Source organism: Microbacterium sp. ACRRU, from assembly GCF_022346945.1.
In the GTDB taxonomy this organism is placed as follows: Bacteria; Actinomycetota; Actinomycetes; order Actinomycetales; family Microbacteriaceae; genus Microbacterium; species Microbacterium mcarthurae.
In genome coordinates this window covers 1-23,082 of record NZ_JAKRNI010000036.1, presented here as the reverse complement: position 1 = coordinate 23,082, position 23,082 = coordinate 1, and the positions used below count along the sequence as shown (strand labels likewise).

Sequence of the window (23,082 nt, the reverse complement as noted above, 5' to 3'; positions counted from 1 at the left end):
CCGCAAGGGCGCGAGGGAGGGGCGGGCGCATAGGCTCGGGGGCATGAGTGTCGACCTCGAAAGCCTGTACACCGACCTGCACACGCATCCCGAGCTGTCGTTCCAGGAGACGCGGACCGCGGGCGTCATCGCCCGCCACCTCGCCGACCTGGGGCTCGAGGTCGAGGAGGGCGTCGGCCGGACCGGCGTGGTCACCAGGATCGACAACGGCCCCGGGCCCGTGGTGTGGCTGCGCGCCGACATGGACGGCCTGCCCGTCCAGGAGCAGACCGGCCTCCCGTACGCCAGCACCGCCCGCGGCACCGACCCCGCGGGCAACACCGTGCCCGTGATGCACGCGTGCGGACACGACATGCACGTCACGGCCCTGATCGGCGCACTCGAGCGCCTCGTCGCCACCACCGGCGAATGGTCGGGTACCGTCGTCGCGGTGTTCCAGCCCGCCGAGGAGTACGGCGCCGGATCGCAGGCGATGATCGCCGATGGCGTGCTCGACCGGTACCCGCGCCCCGACATCGTTCTCGGACAGCACGTCACGCCGCTCCCGGCCGGCACGATCGGGGTGCGCCCGGGAACGCAGATGGCCGCGTCCGATGGGCTCACGGTCGTCTTGCACGGACGCGGCGGCCACGGCTCGCGTCCGCACTCCACGATCGACCCGGTCGTCATGGCCGCCGCGACAGTCATGCGCCTGCAGACCGTGGTCTCGCGGGAGGTCGACCCTCGTGACGTCGCCGTCGTGACGGTGGGCTCGATCCACGCGGGCCTGAAGAACAACATCATCCCCGCCGAGGCGAAACTCGAGCTCAGCCTCCGTTACCCCGACGACGAGGCACGCGCGCGCGTGATGAGCAAGGTCGAGCGGATCGTCCGCGCCGAGGCCGAGGCATCCGGAGCCGAACAGACGCCGACGATCTCCGTCGATCATTCGCTGCCGCCGACGATCAACGACCCGGATGCCACCTCCCGCCTGACGGCCGCGTTCCGGCGGGCGTTCGGTGAGGCCGGCGTCGTCGATCCCGGCATGTTCACCGGGAGCGAGGACGTGTCGTGGTTCGCGCGGGAGTCGGGGGCGCCGCTGGTGTTCTGGTTCTGGGGCGGTGTGGACCCTCAGACGTTCGCGGATGCCGTGGCCGGCGGCACGGTCGAACGAGACATCCCGACCAACCACTCGCCGTTCTTCGCCCCCGTGATGCAGCCCACGATCGACCGCGGGGTCGAGAATCTCGTCGTCGCCGCGCGGGAGTTCCTGGACTGACTGTCGGCGCCTTAGGGGCGTGACCGGCTGACCCGCCGGTTTCAAGCCCCCTTCCCCGCGTGGCGCCGCGCGCTACCGTCGCGGTCGTGACGTTCAACGACAACGCCCGCGTGGGCGGGAACTCGGCCCGACGCCGGGGTGGCACGGTGGCCGCCGTCGGTGGCGGCGCGGTGGGTATCGGCGCGATCGCCGTGCTGCTGATCTCACTCTTCACCGGGACAGACCTGACCGGGCTCCTCGGCGGCGGCGGGGCCGCCGCCCCGCAGACCGGCGGGGAGCGCATCGCGAACTGCGAGACAGGCCAGGATGCCAACGCCGACGACGACTGTCGGCTCGCGGCCGCGTCGCTGAATCTCGACCAGTTCTGGGGCAGGACGCTCGAGGGGTATCGCGAACCGCAGCTCATCATCGTCGACGGGTCGACGTCGACGCAGTGCGGCACCGCGTCCAACGCCACCGGTCCCTTCTACTGCCCGCCCGAGGAGACGGTGTACGTCGACCCGACGTTCTTCGCGATCCTGCGCGAACAGTTCGACACCACCGCGGGTCCGCTCGCCCAGCTGTACGTGCTCGCGCACGAGTACGGCCACCACGTGCAGAACCTCATCGGAGTGATGGAGCAGTACCCCAACAACGGCACCGGTCCCGCGAGCAACGGTGTGCGAACCGAGCTGCAGGCGGACTGCTTCGCGGGCGCCTGGGTCACCGACGCCGAAGAACAGGTGGATGAGAACGGAACGCCCTACCTGGAGCCGCCCACGGCGCAGCAGATCGCGGATGCGCTGGCGGCGGCGGCGTCCGTCGGCGACGACCACATCCAGGCCGAGTCCGGCGGGGTCGTGAACCCCGAGAGCTGGACGCACGGATCGAGCGAGCAGCGCCAGCGCTGGTTCGACGCCGGGCGCACAGGGGGCGTCGAGGCGTGCGACACGTTCTCGGTGCCGGCGGAGAGCCTATAGTCCTCGACCGGCGTCGGCCCGCAGTGCCTCCCACGCGTCGTGCGCGGCGTCGGCGAACGCCTCCACGCCCGGCACCGCGGTCGGGTCGACGCAGAAGCCGACCCCCAGCCACCGGTCGTTCGAGATCGCGGCGACGCGGAGCGCGTGCCGAGGGGCCGGTTCGGACGACGTGTAGACGTGCGTGACGCGCCGACCCGACACCGCGACGGCGACTCGCGGCCCCGGCACGTTCGACACCGACAGCGCGAACGCGCGCGGACCGTCGGCGAAGCCGCGCACGGCCGCCCCGAACGGCCCCGCCGCGGCGAGCGCGTGGAACAGGTCGGCGAGCGACCGCGCGTCACGGTCTCGCTTGCGCTCCCGGGTCTGGGCGCTGAGCAGGTCGAGTCGAAGCGCATCGTCGGCTTCGTGCAGACACAGGTCGATGTCGACGAACGAGTCGCGGTTGCCCGCGGCGGCGGCATCCTCTCCCGCCTCGTGCAGGCTCACGGGAACCTGGGCGTTCAGGTGCGGCAGATGCCCGCGCGCGACGAGCACGCGGCGCACCGCCCCGCCGACGACCGCGAGCAGCACGTCGTTGATGGTCGCGTGGTCGGTCCGGGCGGCGCCGACCGCGTGGGCCTCGCGCAGCGGCACGTCAGCGAAGGCCAGTGCCCGCCGCGCCGTGATCGGTCGATCGAACGGCGACCGTGAGCCCGGGTGACCCAGTTCGCGCGCGAGGGTGCGCGGCATCCGTTCCCACTCCCGCCATCGCGAGGGCCGAGAATCGGGATCGCGGATGCCGACCTCGTGCGCCGGAGCGTCGTGCGGTTCGAAGACCACGGCGTCCAGGAAACGGACGGCCGTGATCCCATCGGCCATCGCGTGGTGCAGGCGGACGGCCAATGCCTCTCGACCGTCGGCGAGGGGCCCGACGAGGTCGATCGTCCACAGCGGACGGGCGCGGTCGAGCGGTTCGGACATGAGCCGTCCCACGACCGCCCGGAGTTCTCCGGGGTCGGCGGCGGGGAACTGCCGTACGTGCGCGGCGATGTCGAGCGCGGTGTCCTCCCACTGCGGCGAGGCGTGACCCACGACCCGCTGCCGCGCGCGAGGAAACCCGCCGAGGCGAGAGAGCACACCCGCGCGGACGGCCTCGAGATCCAGCGCCGCACCCGGCTCCAGCACCAGCAGCTTGAGCGCGTGCCCGCGGACCGCGTCGGACTCGAGCGCGATGATGCGCGCATCGTCGTCCGAGAGGGGCTCCCCCATGCCGACTACGGTAGCGGGCCGCCACTCAGCTCAGGGGGTAGACCTCGCAGGCCCCTGCGCTCGCCTCGATGCGCAGGTCGCCGCCCGCGGGGGTCAGGGCGGCGGTGAAGACCCCCGCGGGCGACGACAGCTCGAGCACGGGCCCGTCCACGATCACGCGGAGCGGACCCGACGCGGGGACGGTCCACTCCCGATCCCCGACGCGCACCGCGGCCTCACCGGTCCGGCGCTCGACCGTGGCGATCGTGCCGCCGCCGGAGGCGAAGGTGAGCGATCCGTCCGCATCCGACCACACCACGTCGGCCGCAAGACCCTCGACTCGTCCGTCGACGGCACAAGGCCCGCGGTGCGCCGCCACGTCCGGGTGCGGCTCGGCCGTGAGCACGGCACCGTCGCGGCCCAGGCGGTACGGCACGCTGTGCGCACCCTCCCAGCCCGCTTCGTGATCGCCGATGCCGCGGATCCAGAACTGGACGCACGGCTGCCCGTCGGCGTCGAAGAACAGTGAGGGGGCGTACAGACCCTCACCGTAGGTGAGCCGCCCCCACCCGTCGGCATCGAAGCGTTCGCCGTCGAAACCGCCGACCGCGTAACCGGCGTAGTGCAGCACATCGGCGTCCCACACCGACGAGATCATCACCTCGCGGCCGTCGATCGCGATGAACTGCGGACACTCCCACAGCGCGCCCATCCACACCGGCTCGGTGATCTCGGTGGACCGTTCGAGGACGACGCCGGCGTAGTGCCACATCTCGAGGTCGCGCGAGGTCCACGACAGCGCCATGGCCGTGCCGTCCCGACCGGCCGCCCCGACGAACATGCGCCAGCTCTCGCCCTCGCGCCGGATGAACGGGTCGCGGAAGGCGATGAGGTCCAGGTCCTCGGGGACGGTGACGAGCACGTCGCCCTTCCGCCACGATCCGTCGAGGCCCGCCTCGGGAAACGCCACCCGCACCCGCCCGATGCCGAAGTCGGGCTCGGTGATCGCGGTGTAGAAGATGCGCGCCTCCCCCGCGTCGTCGACGACAAGGCATCCGGTCCAGATCCCGTCGTCGCCGTCGCCCGGGTACAGCGCCACCGCCCGCTCGCGCAGCGAAAGCAGGTCGGGTCCGCTCGCGTGACCCCAGTGGCAGCTGGGGGCCCAGGACACCCGGTCCGGAACGTATTGGAAGAACGCGTGGTACTCGCCGTCACGGAAGGTGATGCCGTGCGGGTCGTTGATCCAGCCCGAGCGGGCGGTGAAGTGCAGGGAAGGGCGCATGAAGGGTCCTCGAAGGCAGGCTCCCCGGGGGGAGTGAGGCGGAAGGGTCAGGCGCGCGGAGCCGCGACGGACTCGCGCTCCACGAGCGGGCACGGCAACAGGGCCGGGGGGAGGGATGCCGTGCGCTCGGCGGAATCGTTGACGATCGCGTACAGAGCGTCGACCGCCCACGCGCCCATCTCGTAGTGCGGGAGCGCGACGGTCGTGAGAGGGGGGAACAGGCTCTCGGGGATCGGAGCCTGATCGTCGAAGCCGACGACGGACAGGTCGTTGGGGATCACCAGACCGCGGTCCCCCGCGGCGCGATAGGCCCCCATGGCCATGCGGTCGTTGTAGCAGAACAGCGCCGTGGGAGCGGCATCCAGGAGGGTGTTCGTCGCGGCGTATCCGCCGCGGGCGTCGGAGCTCCCCTCGACGACGAGTCCCTCGGTGGGCAGCCCCGCCTCGGCCATCGCCTCGAGGTAGCCGCGCAGTCGGCCGCGCGTAGCCGGCACGTCTTCGGCGCTCGCGGCGAACGCGATGCGGCGATGGCCGCGGCCGACGAGCATCTCGACGACCGCCCGCGCCCCGGCGCGCTCATCGGGGAGTACCGCGGGGATGGTGCCGGTGCGATCGCGCGCGCCGATGAGCACCGCGGGTCGAGCCGCGAGGTTCTCCGGCGCGACGATCTCGTCGTGGTAGACGGTCGCGTAGATGATGCCGTCGACCTGCCGGTCGAGGAACGCCTGCACCTGACCGGACGGGACCTCGGGATCGGGGTTGAGCTCGGAGTTGATGATCGCCAGCGTCAGGTTGTGGCGACTCGCCTCTTCCTGGGCGCCGAGGATGATGCGACCGGCGTGGGGGGTCGTGGCGATCTCTTCCGTGAGGAGCCCGATCATCTCGGATGCCTGGGTGCGCAGGCCGCGGGCGAGACGGTTGGGGCGGTAGCCGAGTTCCTCCGCGGCGGCACGCACACGGGCGGCGGTGTCCTCGCTGACCCGCGTGTGCGGGGTGGCGTTCAGCACGTGCGAGACCGTCGTCTGCGAGACGCCCGCGCGCGCGGCGACGTCACGGATCCCGGCCGTCTTCTCGGTCAGCCGCGTCTCGGACATCGTCACCCCCCTCACGTTCGTACCATTTTCTGCGCCGCGGTGGTGGTGTGCGAGGGCCGGATGGCGGGAGTGAAGCGGACGGCGTTGCGTTCGAGGTCGGCATCCACTTCGCCCTCGGTCCCGGAGTCGAGCACGGTGTTGCCATCGGCGCCGGCGTCGATGCGCACCGTCGTCACCGGCAACGGTCGAGCGTCGGCCGTGGACAGGAGCGCCTCCACCTGCGCTTCGAACGCCGAGTCCTGGGCCGCGGGATCCACGTCGGAGGCGACGACGTGGTTGTCGGAGATGCGGTTGCCCGTCCCCGCGGTCACCCGCACGATCACCGGCGGCGTCCCCGCGGGGCGCACGCGCGACGCGGCCACCACCTCGGAGAAGTGGTTGCCGATGATCGAGTTGCCGTCGCCGTGGACGTTCACGAGACCGAACGCGTCGTCGTGGCGCCCCTCGACGCCGAGGAAGGGGGTCCAGGGCTCGTGATCGCGCAGGAAGTGATTGGATGCCACGAGGTTCTCGGAGCTCCCGGCCGACAGCACCACGATCCCGGGGTAGAACGAGTGGAGGCGGTTGTTCGTCACGCTCGAGCGCGTCACCCCGTGCAAGTGCACGCTGCTCGCCCCCCGGGGGAAGACGTTGTTGGCCGTGATCAGCAGACCGCCGTGGTTCTCGGCGTAGATCGAGTGACCGGCGAACCCGGCGCCGATCAGGTTGTCGGTGATCTTGGACGCCTGCCCCCACCCGCGCAACTCGACGCAGCTCCCGCATTCGGCGATGAAGTTGTCGTGGATCGACAGGGCATCGGCGTGGTAGATCGTCAGGGCGTTCTCGAGGTACACGAAGCCCATCTCGTTGACGCGGAACGAGTCGTTGGCATCCTCGACGTAGATCCCGGTCTTGCCGTTGACGTACGAGTTCTCGGCGTTGTCATCAGGACCGGGCGCCGTGAAGTGCAGCCCGTCGATGCAGAACCCGCTGAACTCCACCGAGCTGATGCGCGGGCTGCCCTTCCGCCGCACGAGGAACGCTGCTCCGGATGCCTCGTCCCCCGCGTCGACGTCGGCGAGGTCGACCATGACGCGGCTCCCGCCGGGCCACAGCTCGTGCAGATCGGCCCATTCGGCCTCGGGCACGTTGAACCGGATGCTCGACGAGGTGAAGCCATGACCGGCGCCCTCGATCCGGAGGAAGCTGATGTCGATGACGACCTGCGTGCGCAGCCGGTAGTCGCCCGGCGGGATGTACACCACCGCGCCGGGGCGTCCGCCGTCTTCGACGTCGGTGGTGCGCTGACGTTCCTTGACGTCACGGAGGATGTCGTTGATGACCGCGCCGATGTCGTGCGCGGCGTCTCCGTGGGGCCACTGCGTCACGTCGTAGTGGTTGCTGCGATGAGCCATCGGGGAGTTCTCCAAATCTGCGGATGCCACGTCAGCCCTTGACGGCGCCCAGGGTGAGGCCGGCGACGATGTGCCGCTGCAGGAACAGGGTGAGCAGGATCACCGGCACCGAGTAGACGGTCGCGAGAGCCGTCATCCCGCCCCAATCGAGACCGAACTGCGTCTGGAAGTTCGCGATGACGACCGGGGTGGTCTGCGCGCGGACCGAGGTCAGCAGGAGGGCGAAGAGGAACTCGTTCCACGAGGCGAGGAACGCGAAGATCGCCGTCACCGCCAGCCCTCCCGAGACCACGGGGAGCACGACACGCACCATCGCCTGCAGGCGGGAGCAGCCGTCGACCTCGGCCGCCTCGCCCAGCTCGTCGGGCACGGCCTCGAAGAAGCTGGCCATGAGCCAGATCGACAGGGGCAGCGAGATGGTCGTGTGCGCGAGAGCGAGCCCCAGCGACGTGTCGGTCAGACCGATCGATCGCATGACCTCGATCAGCGGCGCCCCGACCGCGATGGTCGGGACCATGCGGGTCACCAGCGCCGCGAGGATGAACACGCGACCGCTCGGGGTGCGGAAGCGCGTGATCGCGTAGGCCGCGGGCACGGCGAGCACGAGGGACAGCGCCGTGGAGAGCACCGCGGTGACGACGCTGTTGATGAGCGCTGCCGGGACGCCCTCGCGCGACAGTGCCGAGACGTAGTTGTCGAGCGTCCACACACCGGGGAGCACCGTGGGCGGCACCGCGATGGCATCCAGGGGGGTCTTGAACGACGTCAGCAGCAGGTACAGGAAGGGGAAGCCGTACAGGACGACGGCGGCGACGAGCAGCGCCCACAGCACCACTCGGCTGCGGCCGACCGTTTCGAGGGGATTCATCGCGCGCTACCTCCCGGTCGCCAGATGAGCAGGACGGCCGCGATCGCGACGGCGAGCATGGCGACGAGGTACACCGTGCCCATGGCACTCGCCAGCCCCGGGTCGCCGAACCGCGTCATGGTGCGGTAGATGAGCAGACTGAGCGTCGTGGTGCTGTTCTGCGGCCCGCCGTCGGTCTGGATGAGGATGATGTCGAACGCGCGGGCCGCGTCGATCCCGCGGACGATGAGCGCGACGGCGATGACCGGGCGCAGCAGCGGCAGGATGATGCTGAACAGGATGCGGGGGTAGCGCGCCCCGTCGATCCGCGCCGCCTCGATCACGTCGCCCGGGATGTTTTGCAGCCCGGCGAAGAGCACCAGGGTGATGAACGAGGTCGTCAGCCAGATGTCGGGCACCGCGACCGAGAACAGGGCGATGCGCGGATCGCTCAACCACGCGATCTGGCTGGGGTCGGACAGGATGCCGGCACGGGCGAGGAGCTCGTTGACGATGCCGAAGTTGTCGATGAGGAGGAAGCGCCACAGGAGCCCCGCGACGACCGGGGCGATCATCAACGGATACATGAAGATCGTGCGGAACACCGCCGATCGACGGCCCAGCGCCGTGAAGAGGAGGGCGACGGCGAGACCGAGGACGAACTCGGCCGCCACCACCACGATCGTGTAGACCACCGTGCGCACCGACGCCGACTGGAACGTCTCGGATCCGAACGCCGCGGCGTAGTTGGCGAGCCCCACGAATGTGCGGCCGGCACCCGCGAACGGCGAGATCTCGAAGAAGCTGTCGTAGACGAAGCGCACGAGGGGCCACAGGACGAACGCGGCGAGGAACAGCGCGGCCGGGGCCATGAGGGCCAGGGCGAAGCGGCGGTCTCCGGCGTCTTTGCTGCGGCGGCGGCGCGCGGGCGGCGGCGCGCCCCGCGACGGGGCGGCCGGGGCCGCCCCGTCGCGGGCGGGAGGAGCGATGGTCTCCACGGGGTGCTTTCGAGCGGGATCGTCAGGGGACGATCGACTGGATCTGGGTCTTGGCGTCGGTGAGCAGCTGAGCGGTGTCGGCGCCCGGTTCGACGGCCTTCTGAAGCATCGGCACGAGCACCGAGTCGACGATCTCCTGCCACTCCGGCGTCGCGGGGCGGGGAGCGGATGCCGGCGCCTCGAGCGTCTCGACGAGAGCGGCGTAGTTCTCGAACCCGGGCACGTCGGCCTTGGACTCGAACGCGCTCTTGCGGGCGACGAGACCGAGCGACGTGTCGGCGGCGAGCTCGTTGTGCTCGTAGGCGAAGGCAACGAAGTCCTTCGCGGCATCCTGCTGGGTTCCCGAAGCGGGAACGGACAGGTACCACGCGCCGGGCACGCCGGCCACGCCGCCCGGGCCACCGATCATGGGGGCGACGCCGATGGCGTCCTTGATCGGCGAGTCGGCGGGGGTCTGACGGTACGCGTGGCCCCAGAACCGCATCATCGCGAGGTTGCCCTGGTAGAAGAGGTTCTGCGCCCCCGCCCAGTCGAGCTGAGCGGCACCGGACGGCGCGTACGGCAGCAGGCTGACGTAGAAGTCGAGCGCCTCTTTGTGCTGCGCGTCATCGATGGTCACGTCGCCGTTCGCCGGGTCGAGGACCATCTGCTCGGCGCCGGCCTGCGACACCGTGGCGAGCCACTCGGTCTCGACCGCGCCCTTCACGTCGGTGCCGTACAGGTCGACGGTGCCGTCTCCGTCGGTGTCGCGCGTGAAGAACTCGGCGACGTCGCGGTACTGCTCCCACGTGGTCGGAGCAGCGAGGGCGTAACCGTACTTCGCCTCGAAGTCGGCCTTGTTGGTGGCGTCCTCGAACAGGTCGGTCCGGTAGAAGAGGATCTCGGAGTTCGTCCACACCGGCATGCCGATGAACGTTCCGTCCACCTGCGCCTCACCGACGAGGCCGTCGAACAGGTCGGCCTGCACGTCGTCGGTGAACAGGTCGTCCAGCGGCGCAAGCCCCGGAGCGAAGGCGGGGAGCCAGATGGCATCCAGTGCCGCCACGTCGAACGACGGGGTGCCGGCCTGGAGCTCCGACTGGATGCGGTCGTACAGACCGTCGTACGGCAGCTCGACGAGGGTGACGGCGGTGCCCGTCTCTTCGGTGTAGAGGTCGGCGATCGGCTGGAGCTCGGCCTTGCCGCCCCCCTCGACGACGACCGTGAGCGAGGAACCGTCGTCGCCCGAGGCGGTACCGCCTCCGGCACCGCATCCGGTGAGCACGACGGCGGCGGCCGCCACGGCGGCGACCGGTCCCATCGCGCGCCGGACGCGACCGGCCTGTTGCTGCGTGCGAAGCTTCATCACTTCGACTCCTTCGTGAGTGATTCGGGAAAGTGTGGGCGGGAGTCTTCGCCAATACGTTTTGGCAAATCGTCTTGGCATGAAGCTAACGGCCTGTCCGGTCCCCGTCAAGCGCGGGGCGCCGCCAAAGTTTTTGGCGCTTGCCCCCTTGCGCGCCCTCGTCCTACTCTCGGCTCGATACCGGATGCCAAATCCATTTGGCTCAGAAAGGAACACATGTCCCATCTGCGACCGAAAGCGCCTCGCCCCCGCGGCGAGCGAGCGACGACGCCGTCGCCCTTCGCGCTGACCCGGCGTGGCTTCCTCGCTCTCTCGCTCGCGGCAGGCGCCGTCGGGGCGTGGGAGACGAAGACGCCCGCCGCCGCGGCTTCCCCCGTCGCCGACGCGGCCGCGTCCGCAGCCCGCCTCCCCGAGCGTCCCCACCGCACGCTGCTCGGCGTGCTCTGATCCCCCCAGCACAAGGCAAAGGAGCCGCCATGCCCTCGACGATCTACGACGTGACGACGTGGACCATCCCGTCCGCCCCCACCGTCACCGCCTTCACCGACATCGGCGCCGTGATCAACAGCATCATCGCCGACATCAAAACGAACCAGCCCTCCCAGGCATCCAAGCCCGGGGCTGTGATCTACATCCCGCCGGGCGACTACTCCCTCAAAACCCGCGCCGTCATCGACATCAGCTACCTGCAGATCAAGGGGTCGGGCCACGGCTTCACCTCCTCGAGCATCCGGTACAACGCCGGCAACACGTCCTCGTGGTGGGAGATCTTCCCCGGCGGCAGCCGCATCCGCGTCGAGAACACCGACGGCAACGCCGAAGCGTTCCTGATCCAGCGCTCGGGATCCCCCCGCCTCAGTTCGATCGAGTTCATCGACTTCTGCCTCGACGGCGTCTCCTTCACGCCGAACCAGAACAGCTACACCAACGGCAAGATCGGCATCCGCTCCACGACCGACACCGACTCGGTCCGCATCGCCGGCATGGGCATGGTCTACCTCCAGCGCGGCCTCGTCATCACGGGCGCGGACGCACTGGCGGTCACGAACAACTTCATCGCCGAGTGCGGCAGCTGCATCGAACTCGTCGGCTCGGGTCAAGCGAGCCTGGTCAGCGGCAACCTCATCGGCGCCGGCCCCACCGGCTTCTCGATCTTCGCGGAAGGACACTTCGGCCTGCTGATCTCGGGGAACAACGTCTTCCCGCGCGGCAAGAGCAGCGTGCACCTGAAGAACTGCTCGAACAACAACATCACCGGCAACCGCCTCCACAGCTTCTTCGCCGGGATGGTCACGACCGAGGGCGCCTTTGACAACAACCTCATCAGCGGCAACCACTTCCTGCGCAACCGCGAGAGCTTCCCGCCGTTCCAGGGGGTCCCCGCGCCGCAGGACGACCTGTTCGGCCTCATCCACGTGCGCGGCAGCGGCAACACCATCGTCGGCAACCACTTCTCGTTCGACGTCCCCCCGGCGAATGTGCTGCCGTCGGGCGCGACCCCGACGATGGTGCTGGTGAAGTCGGGTAGCAACAACTACCTCGCCATGAACCACCATGCCGCGAACGTGGGCGTCCGCTCCGCCGTGCTCGACGGGAGCACGACCAACACCAAGGTGCTCGACTCCGGCACGGCCGCCGAGTTCCAAGCGCTGGGCGCGGCGACCTACGGCTTCCGCGCGACACCCTGACGCCGCGCTGCCTCCCGGGGTCTCCCTACCCCCGGGAGGCGGCGTCCACCGTCGGGCTCACGACCCCGGCGCGGTCGTCGACGAGGCGCCGGCGGCCGATCCAGCCCGTCAGCCCGCGGCCATCCGGCCACGTGAACAGCAGCACCACGGTCGCCGCCACGAGCACGAACGCCGACAGCGACCACGGGGCGGGCAGGTCGTCCAGGACGATGTAGGCCCCCGCGCCCGTCAGGAAGCGCAGCGGGCGGGCCACCCACCCGGGCAGCACCCCGTCGGTGTAGCGCACGCGGGTCGCGATGTCGCCCACCGAGCGGCCCGTCACCAGGATCACCCCGAGCCACAGGGTCGCGGCGGCGATCGTTCCCACCAGCGACGACAGCGCTCCGGTGCGGTCGGGGTCGCCCGCTACCAGTTCGAGGAGGGCCTTCGTCGTCACCGAGACCGCGAACGCGACCAGCGAGACCCCCACCAGATCGCACAGGATGCCGAGCATCCGGCGCCCTCGCGTGACGGGGCGGGGGCGCTCGGCATCCGGTGCCTTGTCCGCACCCCGATGCTTCTTCGGGACGATGAAGGCGACGACCGACCCGATCAGCGCGCCGGAGGTGTTGGCGATGAGGTCGTCGACGTCGAAGACGCGGTAGGCGCACGGGAAGACACCCCACACACCGGTCAGCTGCGTCGTCTCGATGAGCCCGCTGACCCCGAGTCCCACCAGGCCCGCCACGAGGATGCCGCGCCCGCCCAGCACGCGGAGGAAGAAGCCGAGCGGAACGAACAGGAGGACGTTCAGCGCGACCTGCAGCACGACCGGATCCGTGAGGTACCGCCCCGAGACCGCGACAGCGGCGCGGATCTCGTCGACGAACTCGAACGGCCGGAGGTTCCTGCCGACGCACCGGTAATCGTCGCTCTGCGGTACGGGGACGAGCGTGTAGGTCCAGATCGCCCAGAAGTACACCGCCGCGCCCGCCCACAGCACGGTCCGGCCGAACGACAGGCCGCCCCGCCGGCGATAGCTGATCGCCACGAACGGCACGAAAGCCAGAAACGCCACGACAGCCCCGAGGACGACCGCCAGCAGCCCCGACCCGAAGATGTTGTGCACCCCGCGATCCTAGGGAAGTCGCGGCACCCTCACCGCGCAACATCACGGTCCGGGTACAAGGGATGAACGACATGCGCGTCAGATTGCGCGCGGCCCGCAGGGGGCGTAATGTCGCGCGCCGTGACTGACGAAAGTCGCGAGCCCGGCCAACAGACGCCGATGGCCAAGCGCATCCTGATCGGCGAGCCCCTGACGTCGGAGAAACTCGACGAACAGCTCCTCCCCAAGAAGATGGCCCTCCCCATCTTCGCCTCCGACGCCCTGTCGTCCGTGGCCTACGCCCCGCAGGAACTTCTGATGATCCTGCTCATCGGCGGGACGGCGCTGCTCACGTTCAGCCCGTGGGTCGCCGCGGCCGTCGTCGTGCTGCTGATCGTCGTCGTGCTGAGCTACCGGCAGCTGATCAAGGCGTACCCGTCGGGCGGCGGCGACTACGAGGTCGCCAGCAAGAACCTCGGCGAAGTCCCCGGGGTCGTGGTGGCGGCGGCCCTGCTGGTCGACTACGTCCTCACGGTCGCCGTGTCGGTGGCATCCGGGGTCGACAACATCATCTCGGCCCTGCCGGAGCTGAATCCGTTCCGCGTCGAGATCGCCGTCGGGTTCGTGATCCTCATCGTCATCGTCAACCTGCGCGGCGTGCGCGAGGCGTCCTCCGTCTTCGCCATTCCGACGTACATCTTCATCGGGTCGGTCGCGCTCATGATCGTCGTGGGGCTCGGCCGCGCGCTCCTCGGCGATGTACCCCGGGCCTCCAGCGCCGACTACGCGGTGCAGGCCGAGTCGCTCACACAGGCCGCGCTGATCCTGCTCGTGCTGCGCGCCTTCTCCAGCGGCTGCTCCGCCCTCACCGGCGTCGAAGCGGTCTCGAACGGCGTCCCCGCCTTCCGCAAGCCCAAGATCCGCAACGCCCAGACGACCCTGACCCTCATGGGCGGCATCGCGATCCTGCTGTTCGTCGGACTCACCGCCCTCGCGCTGCTCGCCGGGGTGCACTACGCCGAGAACCCCTGCAACCTGGTCGGCTTCGACTGCGCGAACAACCCGCAGCCGAGCCTCATGGCACAGGTGGCGGCGGCCACGTTCGGCATGAGCAGCATCCCGTTCTTCATCATTCAGGCCGCGACCGCGTGCGTGCTGCTCCTGGCGGCGAACACGGCGTTCAACGGCTTCCCGCTGCTCGGCGCGGTGCTCGCCCGTGACGGCTACGCACCCAAGGCCCTCAACACCCGCGGCGACCGGCTCGTGTACTCGAACGGCATGATCATCCTCGGCATCGTGGCCATCGGCGTGCTGATCGTCTACCAGGCCGATCTGACGACCCTCATCCAGCTGTACATCATCGGCGTCTTCGTGTCGTTCTCGCTGGGCCAGGTCGGCATGGTGCGGCACTGGCGTCGTACGCTCCGCGACATGCAGGCCCTCTCGCCCGCGGCGGCGCAGCAGGAGAGCGCGCGCTACGAACGCCGCTCGGCGGTCACGGGGCTGTGGATCAACTCCCTCGGTGCCTCGCTCACGGTTCTCGTGCTCATCATCGTGACGATCACGAAGTTCACGCACGGCGCGTGGCTGGTCTTCATCGCGATTCCGATCCTCGCGACCCTCATGCTCGGCGTGAACCGGTACTACCGCGACGTCGAGCACGAGATCCGCATGGATGACACCGTGCACTTCGGCTCGTCGGGCGACGTGGCGATCATCCTCGTGAACCGCCTGCAGAAGCCGGTGATGAAGGCGATCGACTACGCGCTGGCCGCCAAGCACGACAAGACCCTCGCGGTGCACGTGGCCATCTCGGAGGAGGATGCCGCGACCCTGCAGAGGGAGTGGGCCGAGCACGACATGCCCATCCCGCTGATCATCATCGAGTCGCCGTATCGCACCTACACCTCGCCGGTGACGTCGTTCATCAAGACGTACCGCGAGAAGCACGGGTCCTCGGTCGTGACGGTGTACCTGCCGCAGTTCATCGTCGGGCACTGGTGGGAGTCGATCCTCCACAACCGCCGCTCCCGCCGCCTCGCGCAGCAGCTCATGCTCGTGCACGGCGTCTCGATCACGCTCGTCCCGTGGCTGCTCGACTCCTCCGAGCTCATTTACGGCCGACGGTCGCGGCCGCTTCCCGGCCAGCAGCGCGGCGGCCAGCCGGTGGCCGAGGTGCCCGCACACCGGGGCAAGGCGCCGCACCCTCCGGCATCCTGATCCGCCCGCCGGTTCCTCGGCCGCGAGACGTCATCGCGCCGACATCTCCCTACGACCCGCGCGGGACTCGTCGGCGCCCCGCTGCCGCGCACCCCGGTTCAGTGACCAAGACACGCGGATGCCGGGCGACCCGGTCCGCGTGTCTTGGACACCGAAGCCGAGGTCAGCGCCCCGACCGCCGGAACAGCGCGGCCGCGACGAGCCACGCCACGACGAGGATCCCGGCACACCACGCCAGCGCGACCCACACGCTCGCGCCGACGGGCTGCTGTGCGAGCAGCGCGCGGATGGCATCCACGAGCGAGGTCACGGGCTGGTTCTCGGCGAACCACCGCACCGGCCCCGGCATGGTGTCGGTGGGGGCGAACGCGGAACTGACGAACGGCAGGAAGATCAGCGGGTAGCTGAAGGCGCTGGCGCCGTCGATGGTCTTGGCCGCGAGACCGGCGATCACCGCCACCCACGTCAGGGCGAGCGTGTACGACATCAGGATGCCGACGACCCCCGCCCACGCGAGGACCGAGGCGCCCGACCGGAAGCCGACGATCACCGCCACCCCGACGACGAGCGCGAGCGACACCGCATTCGCGACGAGCGACGTGAGCACGTGTCCCCATAGGACGCTCCCCGGCGCGATCGGCATCGAGCGGAGACGATCCACGATCCCTCCGCGAACGTCGAGGAACACCCGGTACGCGGTGTACGCGATCCCGGATGCGACGGTGATCAGCAGGATGCCGGGGAGCAGGAAGTCGACGTAGGACGTGCCGCCCGTGTCGACCGCGCCACCCAGAACGTAGACGAACAGCAGCATGATGGCGACCGGCATGACGGCCGTCGTCACGATGGTGTCGGGGCTGCGCAGGATGTGCCGCAGCGAACGGCCCGTGAGGACCGCGGTGTCGGACAGGGCGTGCGTGCTCATGACTCCTCCGTGTGACGCGGGTCGGCCGAGCCGACGATGGCGAGGAAGATCTCCTCGAGGGTGGGCTGCTTCTCGACGTACTCGACGGTCGCGGGCGGGAACAGGGCGCGCAGGTCGGCCAGCGTCCCCTCGGCGATGATCCGTCCGCCGTGCAGGATCGCGATGCGATCGGCGAGGGTCTCGGCCTCGTCGAGGTACTGGGTGGTGAGCAGCACCGTGGTGCCCGATGCGGCGAGGGAGCGCACGGCATCCCACACCTCCAGCCGCGCCTGGGGGTCGAGCCCGGTGGTCGGTTCGTCGAGGAAGACCACCGCGGGCTCCCCGACGAGGCTCATCGCGACATCGAGACGCCGGCGCATGCCGCCGGAGTACGTCGATGCCGCCCGGCGCGCGGCATCCGTCAGGGCGAAGCGCGCGAGCAGCTCGTCGGCGACACGTCCGGGATCCGGCAGGTGACGAAGGCGTGCGACGAGCATGAGGTTCTCGCGACCGGTGAGGACCTCGTCGACCGCGGCGAATTGCCCGGTGAGGCTGATGGATTCTCGTACCTTCGCCGCCTGGGCCGCGACGTCCACCCCGTCGACGACCGCTGTTCCGCCGTCGGCGCGAAGCAGGGTCGACAGGATGCGGACGGCGGTGGTCTTTCCGGCGCCGTTGGACCCGAGGAGCGCGACGATCGTGCCGCGCGCAACGTCGAGGTCGACGCCGTCCAGGACGCGGAGATCACCGTAGGACTTCGTGAGGTTCCGCACGTGGATGGCGGGACCGGTATCGATGGGAGACATGTTCTTCCTCTCGTGACGTTCCGGCCGCAGGGCGCACGAGGCCATCGCCCCCGGCCAGCCGGTTCCGGAGGACGCGTGCGGGTGAGGCGGGTCAGCCCTGCGAGCGGGCCGCCTCGTCGATCGAACGGGCGAGGCGCGCTCGTTCGCGTCCGATCCAACTGCCGTCGCCGTAGTTCGCCATGAACTCCTCGGCGAAGGCGGCCGGCTCCGGGCCGGTCAGATCGCGGATGGGGGTGTCGGCCGCGGCCGCCTGCTCCAGCAGGTCGGCCAGATCCGTCACCATGCGGATGAGCGCATCACTGTCTTCCGTCGGCCCGAGGTTGAGGACGTACCGCTCGAGAGCCCGGCCCGCCTGTCGATAGGGGGCGGGGAGGGCCTCCAGGCGCCGCCGATACTCGCGCCACTGCTTCTTGGCGCTCAGGTCGCCGATAATCTTCTCGTACCAGGCCATGTCAGTTCCCTTCGTCGCGGAGCTGCTCGAGCCGATCGGCGAGAAGACTCCAGGTGTTCCAGAATTCGGCGAGCTGCGCCCGCCCGGTGTCGTTGAGCGTGAAGACCTTGCGGGGCGGACCCTTCTCGGATGCCACCTTCTCGATGTCGACGAGACCCCGCTGCTCGATGCGGACGAGGATCGCGTAGACGGTGCCCTCGGCGAGGTCGGCGAAGCCCCGGTCGCGCAGGTCGGCGGTGATCTCGTACCCGTATGCCGGTCGCCGTGCCAGCACGGCGAGGACGACGCCCTCGAGCACCCCCTTGAGCATTTCGGTGTCCTGTCGACCCATGCGCTACTCCTCAATGTTGACTACCACAACAACGTAACACTGAGTACCGGTACATAGCAAGAGTGAGTAGCACCCTGCGCCGTGCTCCCCCCAACCTCCCTTGAGTGTCCAAGACACGCGGATGCCGGGCCGGGCGAACCGCGTGTCTTGGACACTCAGCGTTTCGGACGCGGCCCCCCGCCGCGCCCGACCGCGCGCGAGGCCATCGATGCCGGGGCGCGCGTAAGCGCGGCGTATGCGTGTGCGGGCGAACCGTAGGGAAAACGTAAGGACGGCGGGACGCCAGGGTGCGCGGGAGTTTCATCGACAGACGTGCCGCCCCGCGGCGCCCGCGTCACAGCAGTCGCGCGGAAGCTCCCGAACCTGGAGTCATCGTGCTCGATGTCGTCTACCTCGCCGCGATCCTCGCGCTTTTCGCGCTGGTCGCCCTCGTCGCCCAGGGGGTCGAGAAGCTGGGCCCGCAGCCCGGCGCTCCCTCCGCGCGCACCCCCGGCCGCGGCGCTCAGCCGCCTGCCCCCCCGGCTTCCGACGCCGCCGCGCCGCGAGGGGGCGACAACGCATGAGCGTTCTCGCCGCCCTCCTGGGGATCGCCGCCGTGGTGTACCTCGTGGTCGCCCTCGTCCGCCCCGAGAAGTTCTGATGGATGCCACAACCGCCTGGTCCCTCGCACTGACCAGCCTCACCCTCCTCGTCGCGCTCGGCCTGGCCTACCGTCCGGTCGGCGACTACATCGCCCGCATCTACACGGGCGACCGCGACCTCGCGGTCGAGCGGGTCATGTATCGCGCGATCGGCGTCGACCCCCGCGGCGCGCAGACCTGGCAGGCGTATCTGCGGTCGGTGCTGCTGTTCTCGGCCGTCGGTGTCGTGTTCGTCTACGCGCTCATGCGCCTGCAGCCCCTCCTGCCGTTCGCCCTCGGACTCGAGGCCCCCGGCGAAGCCCTGTCGTTCAACACCGCCGTGTCGTTCGTGACCAACACCAACTGGCAGTCGTACTCAGGCGAGACGACGCTCGGCTACACGGTGCAGTTCGCGGCCCTGACGGTGCAGAACTTCGTGTCGGCCGCCGTCGGCATCGCCGTCGCGGTGGCGCTGGTGCGCGGCTTCGCGTACCGCCGCAGCGGCGTGATCGGGAACTTCTGGGTCGACCTCGTCCGCGGCACGGTGCGTCTCCTCGCGCCTTTCGCGATCGTCGCCGCGGTCGTGCTGCTGGCGGGCGGCGTCATCCAGAACCTGAACGGATTCACGGATGCCACGACCCTCGCCGGCGCGGCCCAGTCGATCCCCGGCGGGCCGGTGGCATCCCAGGAGGCGATCAAGCTCCTGGGGACCAACGGCGGCGGTTTCTTCAACGTCAACTCCGCGCACCCGTTCGAGAACCCCGCGCCGTGGACGAACCTCTTCGAGATCTTCCTGATGCTGGTGATCCCGTTCTCGCTCCCTCGCGCGTTCGGTCGCATCGTCGGCGACGACCGTCAGGGCTACACGATCCTCGGCGTCATGGCCGCGATCTTCGTGGCATCCACTGCCCTGCTCACATGGGCCGAAACGGCCGGGGCGGGAACGGCGCCGCAGCTCGCCGGCGGCGCCATGGAGGGCAAGGAGGTGCGCTTCGGGATCTTCGGGTCGACGCTCTTCGGCTCGACGAGCACCCTCACCTCGACCGGCGCGGTCAACTCCATGCACGACAGCTACACGGCGCTCGGCGGCATGATGCCGATGATCAACATGATGCTCGGCGAGGTCGCGCCCGGCGGCGTCGGCTCGGGGCTGTACGGCATGCTGATCCTCGCCGTCATCGCGGTGTTCGTCGGCGGCCTGCTCATCGGCCGGACGCCCGAGTACCTCGGCAAGAAGATCGGGCCGCGCGAGATCAAACTGGCGAGCCTGTACATCCTGGTCACCCCCACGCTCGTGCTGGCGGGAACCGCGCTGAGCTTCGCGCTCCCCGGCATCCGGGACGATGTCGAGACGACCTCGATCTGGAACCCGGGGGTGCACGGCCTGAGCGAAGTGCTCTACGCCTTCACCTCGGCGGCCAACAACAACGGCTCGGCGTTCGCGGGGCTCACCGCGAACACCCCGTGGTTCAACACCGCGCTCGCGGTCGCGATGCTGCTGGGACGCTTCCTTCCGATCGTGTTCGTGCTGGCGTTGGCCGGTTCCCTCGCGGCACAGGATGCCGTCCCGGCCACGGCCGGCACTCTACCGACGCACCGCCCGCAGTTCGCGGGCCTCCTCGCCGGCGTCGCGGTGATCGTCACCGCTCTCACCTACTTCCCGGTCCTCACCCTGGGACCCCTGGCCGAAGGACTCGTCTGACCATGTCCACGCTCACGCACGCCCCGGCACCCGCCGAGGCCCCGACCCCGGCCGCTCCACGCCGCGCGTTCAGCGCCGCGCAGATCGTCGCCGCGCTCCCGGGCGCCGCGAAGAAGCTCAACCCCGCGTCGCAGTGGCGCAACCCCGTCATGTTCCTCGTGTGGGTGGGGGCGGCCCTGACCACCCTCATCGCGATCACCGAGCCGTTCCTCGGCGGCGGGGATACCTCCCTTCCGTTCGGATTCACGTGGGGCATCGCGATCTGGCTGTGGCTCACGGTCTTCTTCGCGAACATCGCCGAGTCGGTCGCCGAGGGCCGCGGCAAGGCGCAGGCGGCCACGCTCCGGAAGACCCGGACGACCACGACGGCTCGCCGCGTCGTCGCATACTCCGCCGCAGACCCTGTGGCATCCGCGGCCGCCACGGAAGACGTGCCCTCGGGCGACCTCAGAGTCGGCGACGTCGTGCTCGTCGAGGCGGGACAGCTGATCCCGGGCGACGGCGACATCATCGCGGGCATCGCGACAGTCGACGAGTCGGCGATCACGGGCGAGTCGGCCCCGGTCGTGCGCGAGTCCGGCGGCGACCGCAGCGCCGTCACCGGCGGCACGCGCGTCCTCAGCGACCGGATCGTCGTGCGCATCACCTCGAAGCCGGGAGAGACGTTCGTCGACCGCATGATCGCCCTGGTCGAAGGCGCGGCACGGCAGCGCACGCCGAACGAGATCGCGCTCAACATCCTGCTGGCGAGCCTGTCGATCGTGTTCGTCGTCGTGGTGCTCGTGCTGAACCCGATCGCCTCCTACGCCGCGTCGCCGGTGTCGATCCCGGTGCTCGTCGCGCTGCTGGTGTGCCTGATCCCGACGACGATCGGGGCGCTTCTGAGCGCGATCGGCATCGCCGGGATGGACCGGCTCGTGCAGCGCAACGTCTTGGCGATGTCGGGCCGCGCGGTCGAAGCGGCGGGCGACGTCACGACGCTGCTCCTCGACAAGACCGGCACCATCACCTACGGCAACCGCCGCGCGTCGGCCTTCGTCCCTCTCCACGGCGTCGGTGGGCCCCTCCTCGCGGAGTACGCCTCCTTGTCGTCGCAGGCAGACCCCACTCCCGAGGGCACGTCGGTGGTCGCCCTCGCCGCCGCGCAGGGGATCGTCGCCGACATGCCGCAGGGCGCCGAGCCGGTGCCGTTCACCGCCCAGACCCGCATGAGCGGCCTCGACCTCGCCGACGGCACGCGGGTGCGCAAGGGCGCCGCATCGGCCGTCACGGCCTGGCTCTCGGCATCCGGATCGCCCGTTCCCGCCGAGCTGCGCGCCCAGCTGACGCGCGAAACGGATGCCATCGCCCAATCCGGCGGCACCCCGCTGGTGGTCGCGACCCTGTCGCCCGCGGGAGAGGGACGTGTGCTGGGCGTGATCCACCTCAAGGACGTCGTGAAGGACGGCCTGCGGGAGCGCTTCGGCGAGCTGCGGGCCATGGGCATCCGCACCGTGATGATCACGGGCGACAACCCGCTCACGGCGAAGGCCATCGCGGCCGAGGCGGGCGTCGACGACTACCTCGCCGAGGCCACGCCCGAGGACAAGCTCGCCCTCATCCGCCGCGAGCAGGAGGGCGGCAACCTCGTCGCGATGACCGGTGACGGCACGAACGACGCCCCCGCCCTCGCACAGGCCGACGTCGGCGTCGCGATGAACACCGGCACGTCGGCCGCTAAGGAGGCCGGCAACATGGTCGACCTCGACAGCGACCCGACCAAGCTGATCGACATCGTGCGCATCGGCAAGCAGCTGCTGATCACGCGCGGCGCGCTCACGACGTTCTCGCTCGCGAACGACATCGCGAAGTACTTCGCGATCATCCCCGCGATGTTCATGGGAGTCTTCCCGGGTCTCGCGGTGCTCAACGTGATGCAGCTGTCATCGCCGGCATCCGCGGTGCTCAGCGCCATCATCTTCAACGCGATCGTCATCGTCGTGCTGATCCCGCTCGCGCTGCGTGGCGTGAAGTACCGCGCGGCGAGCGCCTCGAGCATCCTCAGCCGCAACCTGCTCGTGTACGGGCTCGGCGGCATCCTCGTCCCCTTCGTCGGGATCAAGCTCATCGACCTCGTCGTGAGCCTGCTCCCGGGATTCTGAAAGGCCCCGTCATGCGCACCACTCTGCGTACCGCCGGCGTCGCCGTCCGCGCGATGCTCGTCTTCACCGCGCTGCTCGGCGTCGGTTACATGCTGCTGATCACCGGGATCGGCCAGCTCGCCCTGCCAGGCCAGGCCAACGGGTCGCTCGTGCGTTCCGCCGACGGCACCGTGGTGGGCTCGTCGCTGATCGGGCAGTCGTTCCAGGATGCCGACGGCCAGGCGCTCCCGGAGTACTTCCAGTCGCGTCCGTCGGCCGCATCGTGGGATGCCGCCGCCTCGAGCGGCTCCAACTTCGGCCCCGAGAACACGGACCTGATCGCGTCGATCTCGTCGAACCGTGCGGCGTTCGAGGCGCTGAACGGCCCGGGCGCGATCCCCGCCGACGCGGTCACCGCCTCGGCCTCGGGCCTCGACCCGGACATCTCCGTCGCCCACGCGGAACGCCAGGCCGCGCGGGTCGCCGAGGCCCGTGGCATCCCGGTCTCCGACGTCGAGGCGCTCGTCGCCGCCCACACCCGCGACCGTGACCTGGGATTCCTCGGCGAGCCCCGCGTCAACGTGCTCGAGCTCAACCGCGCGCTGGACGCCCGATGACGCGCGAGAATCGCTGACATGCGTCTCCTCCCGGCCTCCGGCGTCGCCCTTCCCGGGCGGCGGCGGTCCGCCGCGTTCGCGTCCGCCCCCGGTGCGGTGTCTCACGCCATGTCCGCCCACGCGCCCGCC

General features: G+C 70.0%; 22 protein-coding genes. 10 read left to right on the top strand and 12 right to left on the bottom strand.

Annotated features, from left to right (window positions below; all coding sequences use genetic code 11):
- Positions 1-43: 43 nt before the first annotated feature.
- Together MHY30_RS13320 and MHY30_RS13315 are read left to right on the top strand one after the other, a co-directional pair.
- On the top strand, positions 44-1,258 hold the full coding sequence (locus MHY30_RS13320) for an amidohydrolase (RefSeq protein WP_239277417.1): 1,215 nt from the start codon (positions 44-46) through the stop codon (positions 1,256-1,258).
- An 86-nt stretch (positions 1,259-1,344) separates the two neighbouring features.
- Complete coding sequence (locus tag MHY30_RS13315; protein WP_239277413.1) at positions 1,345-2,217, top strand: neutral zinc metallopeptidase; 873 nt, start codon at positions 1,345-1,347, stop codon at positions 2,215-2,217.
- Here MHY30_RS13315 and MHY30_RS13310 read toward each other — a convergent pair.
- The 7 genes from MHY30_RS13310 to MHY30_RS13280 form a co-directional block, all read right to left on the bottom strand.
- Positions 2,212-3,468: a wax ester/triacylglycerol synthase domain-containing protein gene (locus tag MHY30_RS13310; RefSeq protein ID WP_239277408.1), complete on the bottom strand. Its 1,257-nt coding sequence runs from the start codon at positions 3,466-3,468 to the stop codon at positions 2,212-2,214. The two genes, MHY30_RS13315 and MHY30_RS13310, sit on opposite strands and share 6 nt — an antisense overlap.
- Positions 3,469-3,493: 25 nt before the next feature.
- A complete protein-coding gene (locus tag MHY30_RS13305) occupies positions 3,494-4,729 on the bottom strand; it encodes a glycoside hydrolase family 32 protein (protein ID WP_239277406.1) in 1,236 nt (411 codons plus the stop codon).
- Between the two features lie 47 nt (positions 4,730-4,776).
- On the bottom strand, positions 4,777-5,823 hold the full coding sequence (locus MHY30_RS13300) for a LacI family DNA-binding transcriptional regulator (RefSeq protein WP_239277403.1): 1,047 nt from the start codon (positions 5,821-5,823) through the stop codon (positions 4,777-4,779).
- 11 nt (positions 5,824-5,834) lie between these two features.
- Positions 5,835-7,217: a NosD domain-containing protein gene (locus MHY30_RS13295; RefSeq protein WP_239277399.1), complete on the bottom strand. Its 1,383-nt coding sequence runs from the start codon at positions 7,215-7,217 to the stop codon at positions 5,835-5,837.
- 31 nt (positions 7,218-7,248) lie between these two features.
- Positions 7,249-8,085: a carbohydrate ABC transporter permease gene (locus tag MHY30_RS13290; RefSeq protein ID WP_239277397.1), complete on the bottom strand. Its 837-nt coding sequence runs from the start codon at positions 8,083-8,085 to the stop codon at positions 7,249-7,251.
- Positions 8,082-8,936 (bottom strand): carbohydrate ABC transporter permease, encoded by an 855-nt coding sequence (locus tag MHY30_RS13285; RefSeq protein ID WP_239277427.1) that lies wholly within the window; start codon positions 8,934-8,936, stop codon positions 8,082-8,084. Before MHY30_RS13285 ends, MHY30_RS13290 begins: the two co-directional genes overlap by 4 nt.
- 148 nt (positions 8,937-9,084) lie before the next feature.
- Positions 9,085-10,407, bottom strand: a complete 1,323-nt coding sequence (locus MHY30_RS13280) for an extracellular solute-binding protein (protein WP_239277396.1) — start codon at positions 10,405-10,407, stop codon at positions 9,085-9,087.
- Positions 10,408-10,623: 216 nt separating this feature from the next.
- On the opposite strand from MHY30_RS13280, the gene MHY30_RS13275 reads away from it, so the two are divergent.
- A complete protein-coding gene (locus MHY30_RS13275) occupies positions 10,624-10,854 on the top strand; it encodes a hypothetical protein (RefSeq protein ID WP_239277393.1) in 231 nt (76 codons plus the stop codon).
- Between the two features lie 29 nt (positions 10,855-10,883).
- Positions 10,884-12,095: a NosD domain-containing protein gene (locus tag MHY30_RS13270; protein WP_239277392.1), complete on the top strand. Its 1,212-nt coding sequence runs from the start codon at positions 10,884-10,886 to the stop codon at positions 12,093-12,095.
- Between the two features lie 25 nt (positions 12,096-12,120).
- Here the strand turns inward: MHY30_RS13270 and MHY30_RS13265 are convergent, their stop codons facing one another.
- Positions 12,121-13,203: a VanZ family protein gene (locus MHY30_RS13265; protein WP_239277388.1), complete on the bottom strand. Its 1,083-nt coding sequence runs from the start codon at positions 13,201-13,203 to the stop codon at positions 12,121-12,123.
- A gap of 108 nt (positions 13,204-13,311) precedes the next feature.
- Here MHY30_RS13265 and MHY30_RS13260 point away from each other — a divergent pair, with 108 nt between their 5' ends.
- Positions 13,312-15,402, top strand: coding sequence for an APC family permease (locus MHY30_RS13260; protein WP_374204615.1), 2,091 nt, complete (start codon positions 13,312-13,314; stop codon positions 15,400-15,402).
- Positions 15,403-15,565: 163 nt separating this feature from the next.
- Here MHY30_RS13260 and MHY30_RS13255 read toward each other — a convergent pair whose 3' ends face one another.
- From MHY30_RS13255 to MHY30_RS13240, 4 genes are all read right to left on the bottom strand, one after another.
- On the bottom strand, positions 15,566-16,327 hold the full coding sequence (locus MHY30_RS13255; protein ID WP_239277381.1) for an ABC transporter permease: 762 nt from the start codon (positions 16,325-16,327) through the stop codon (positions 15,566-15,568).
- The gene (locus MHY30_RS13250; RefSeq protein WP_239277378.1) at positions 16,324-17,112 is read right to left on the bottom strand and encodes an ABC transporter ATP-binding protein; all 789 of its coding nucleotides are present in this window, start codon (positions 17,110-17,112) and stop codon (positions 16,324-16,326) included. Before MHY30_RS13250 ends, MHY30_RS13255 begins: the two co-directional genes overlap by 4 nt.
- Positions 17,113-17,203: 91 nt before the next feature.
- A complete protein-coding gene (locus MHY30_RS13245) occupies positions 17,204-17,563 on the bottom strand; it encodes a DUF1048 domain-containing protein (RefSeq protein ID WP_239277374.1) in 360 nt (119 codons plus the stop codon).
- 1 nt (position 17,564) lies between these two features.
- A complete protein-coding gene (locus tag MHY30_RS13240; RefSeq protein ID WP_239277371.1) occupies positions 17,565-17,894 on the bottom strand; it encodes a PadR family transcriptional regulator in 330 nt (109 codons plus the stop codon).
- 374 nt (positions 17,895-18,268) lie between these two features.
- Here MHY30_RS13240 and MHY30_RS13235 point away from each other — a divergent pair, with 374 nt between their 5' ends.
- From MHY30_RS13235 to kdpC, 5 genes are read left to right on the top strand one after another with little or no spacing between them, the layout of a single operon-like run.
- Complete coding sequence (locus tag MHY30_RS13235) at positions 18,269-18,457, top strand: hypothetical protein (RefSeq protein ID WP_239277429.1); 189 nt, start codon at positions 18,269-18,271, stop codon at positions 18,455-18,457.
- Positions 18,454-18,534, top strand: coding sequence for a potassium-transporting ATPase subunit F (locus tag MHY30_RS13230; protein WP_239277419.1), 81 nt, complete (start codon positions 18,454-18,456; stop codon positions 18,532-18,534). Before MHY30_RS13235 ends, MHY30_RS13230 begins: the two co-directional genes overlap by 4 nt.
- Positions 18,534-20,216, top strand: a complete 1,683-nt coding sequence (gene kdpA, locus MHY30_RS13225) for a potassium-transporting ATPase subunit KdpA (protein WP_239277370.1) — start codon at positions 18,534-18,536, stop codon at positions 20,214-20,216. Before MHY30_RS13230 ends, kdpA begins: the two co-directional genes overlap by 1 nt.
- 2 nt (positions 20,217-20,218) lie before the next feature.
- The gene (gene kdpB, locus MHY30_RS13220) at positions 20,219-22,357 is read left to right on the top strand and encodes a potassium-transporting ATPase subunit KdpB (protein ID WP_239277368.1); all 2,139 of its coding nucleotides are present in this window, start codon (positions 20,219-20,221) and stop codon (positions 22,355-22,357) included.
- Positions 22,358-22,368: 11 nt separating this feature from the next.
- Complete coding sequence (gene kdpC, locus MHY30_RS13215) at positions 22,369-22,953, top strand: potassium-transporting ATPase subunit KdpC (RefSeq protein WP_239277364.1); 585 nt, start codon at positions 22,369-22,371, stop codon at positions 22,951-22,953.
- Positions 22,954-23,082: the final 129 nt, after the last annotated feature.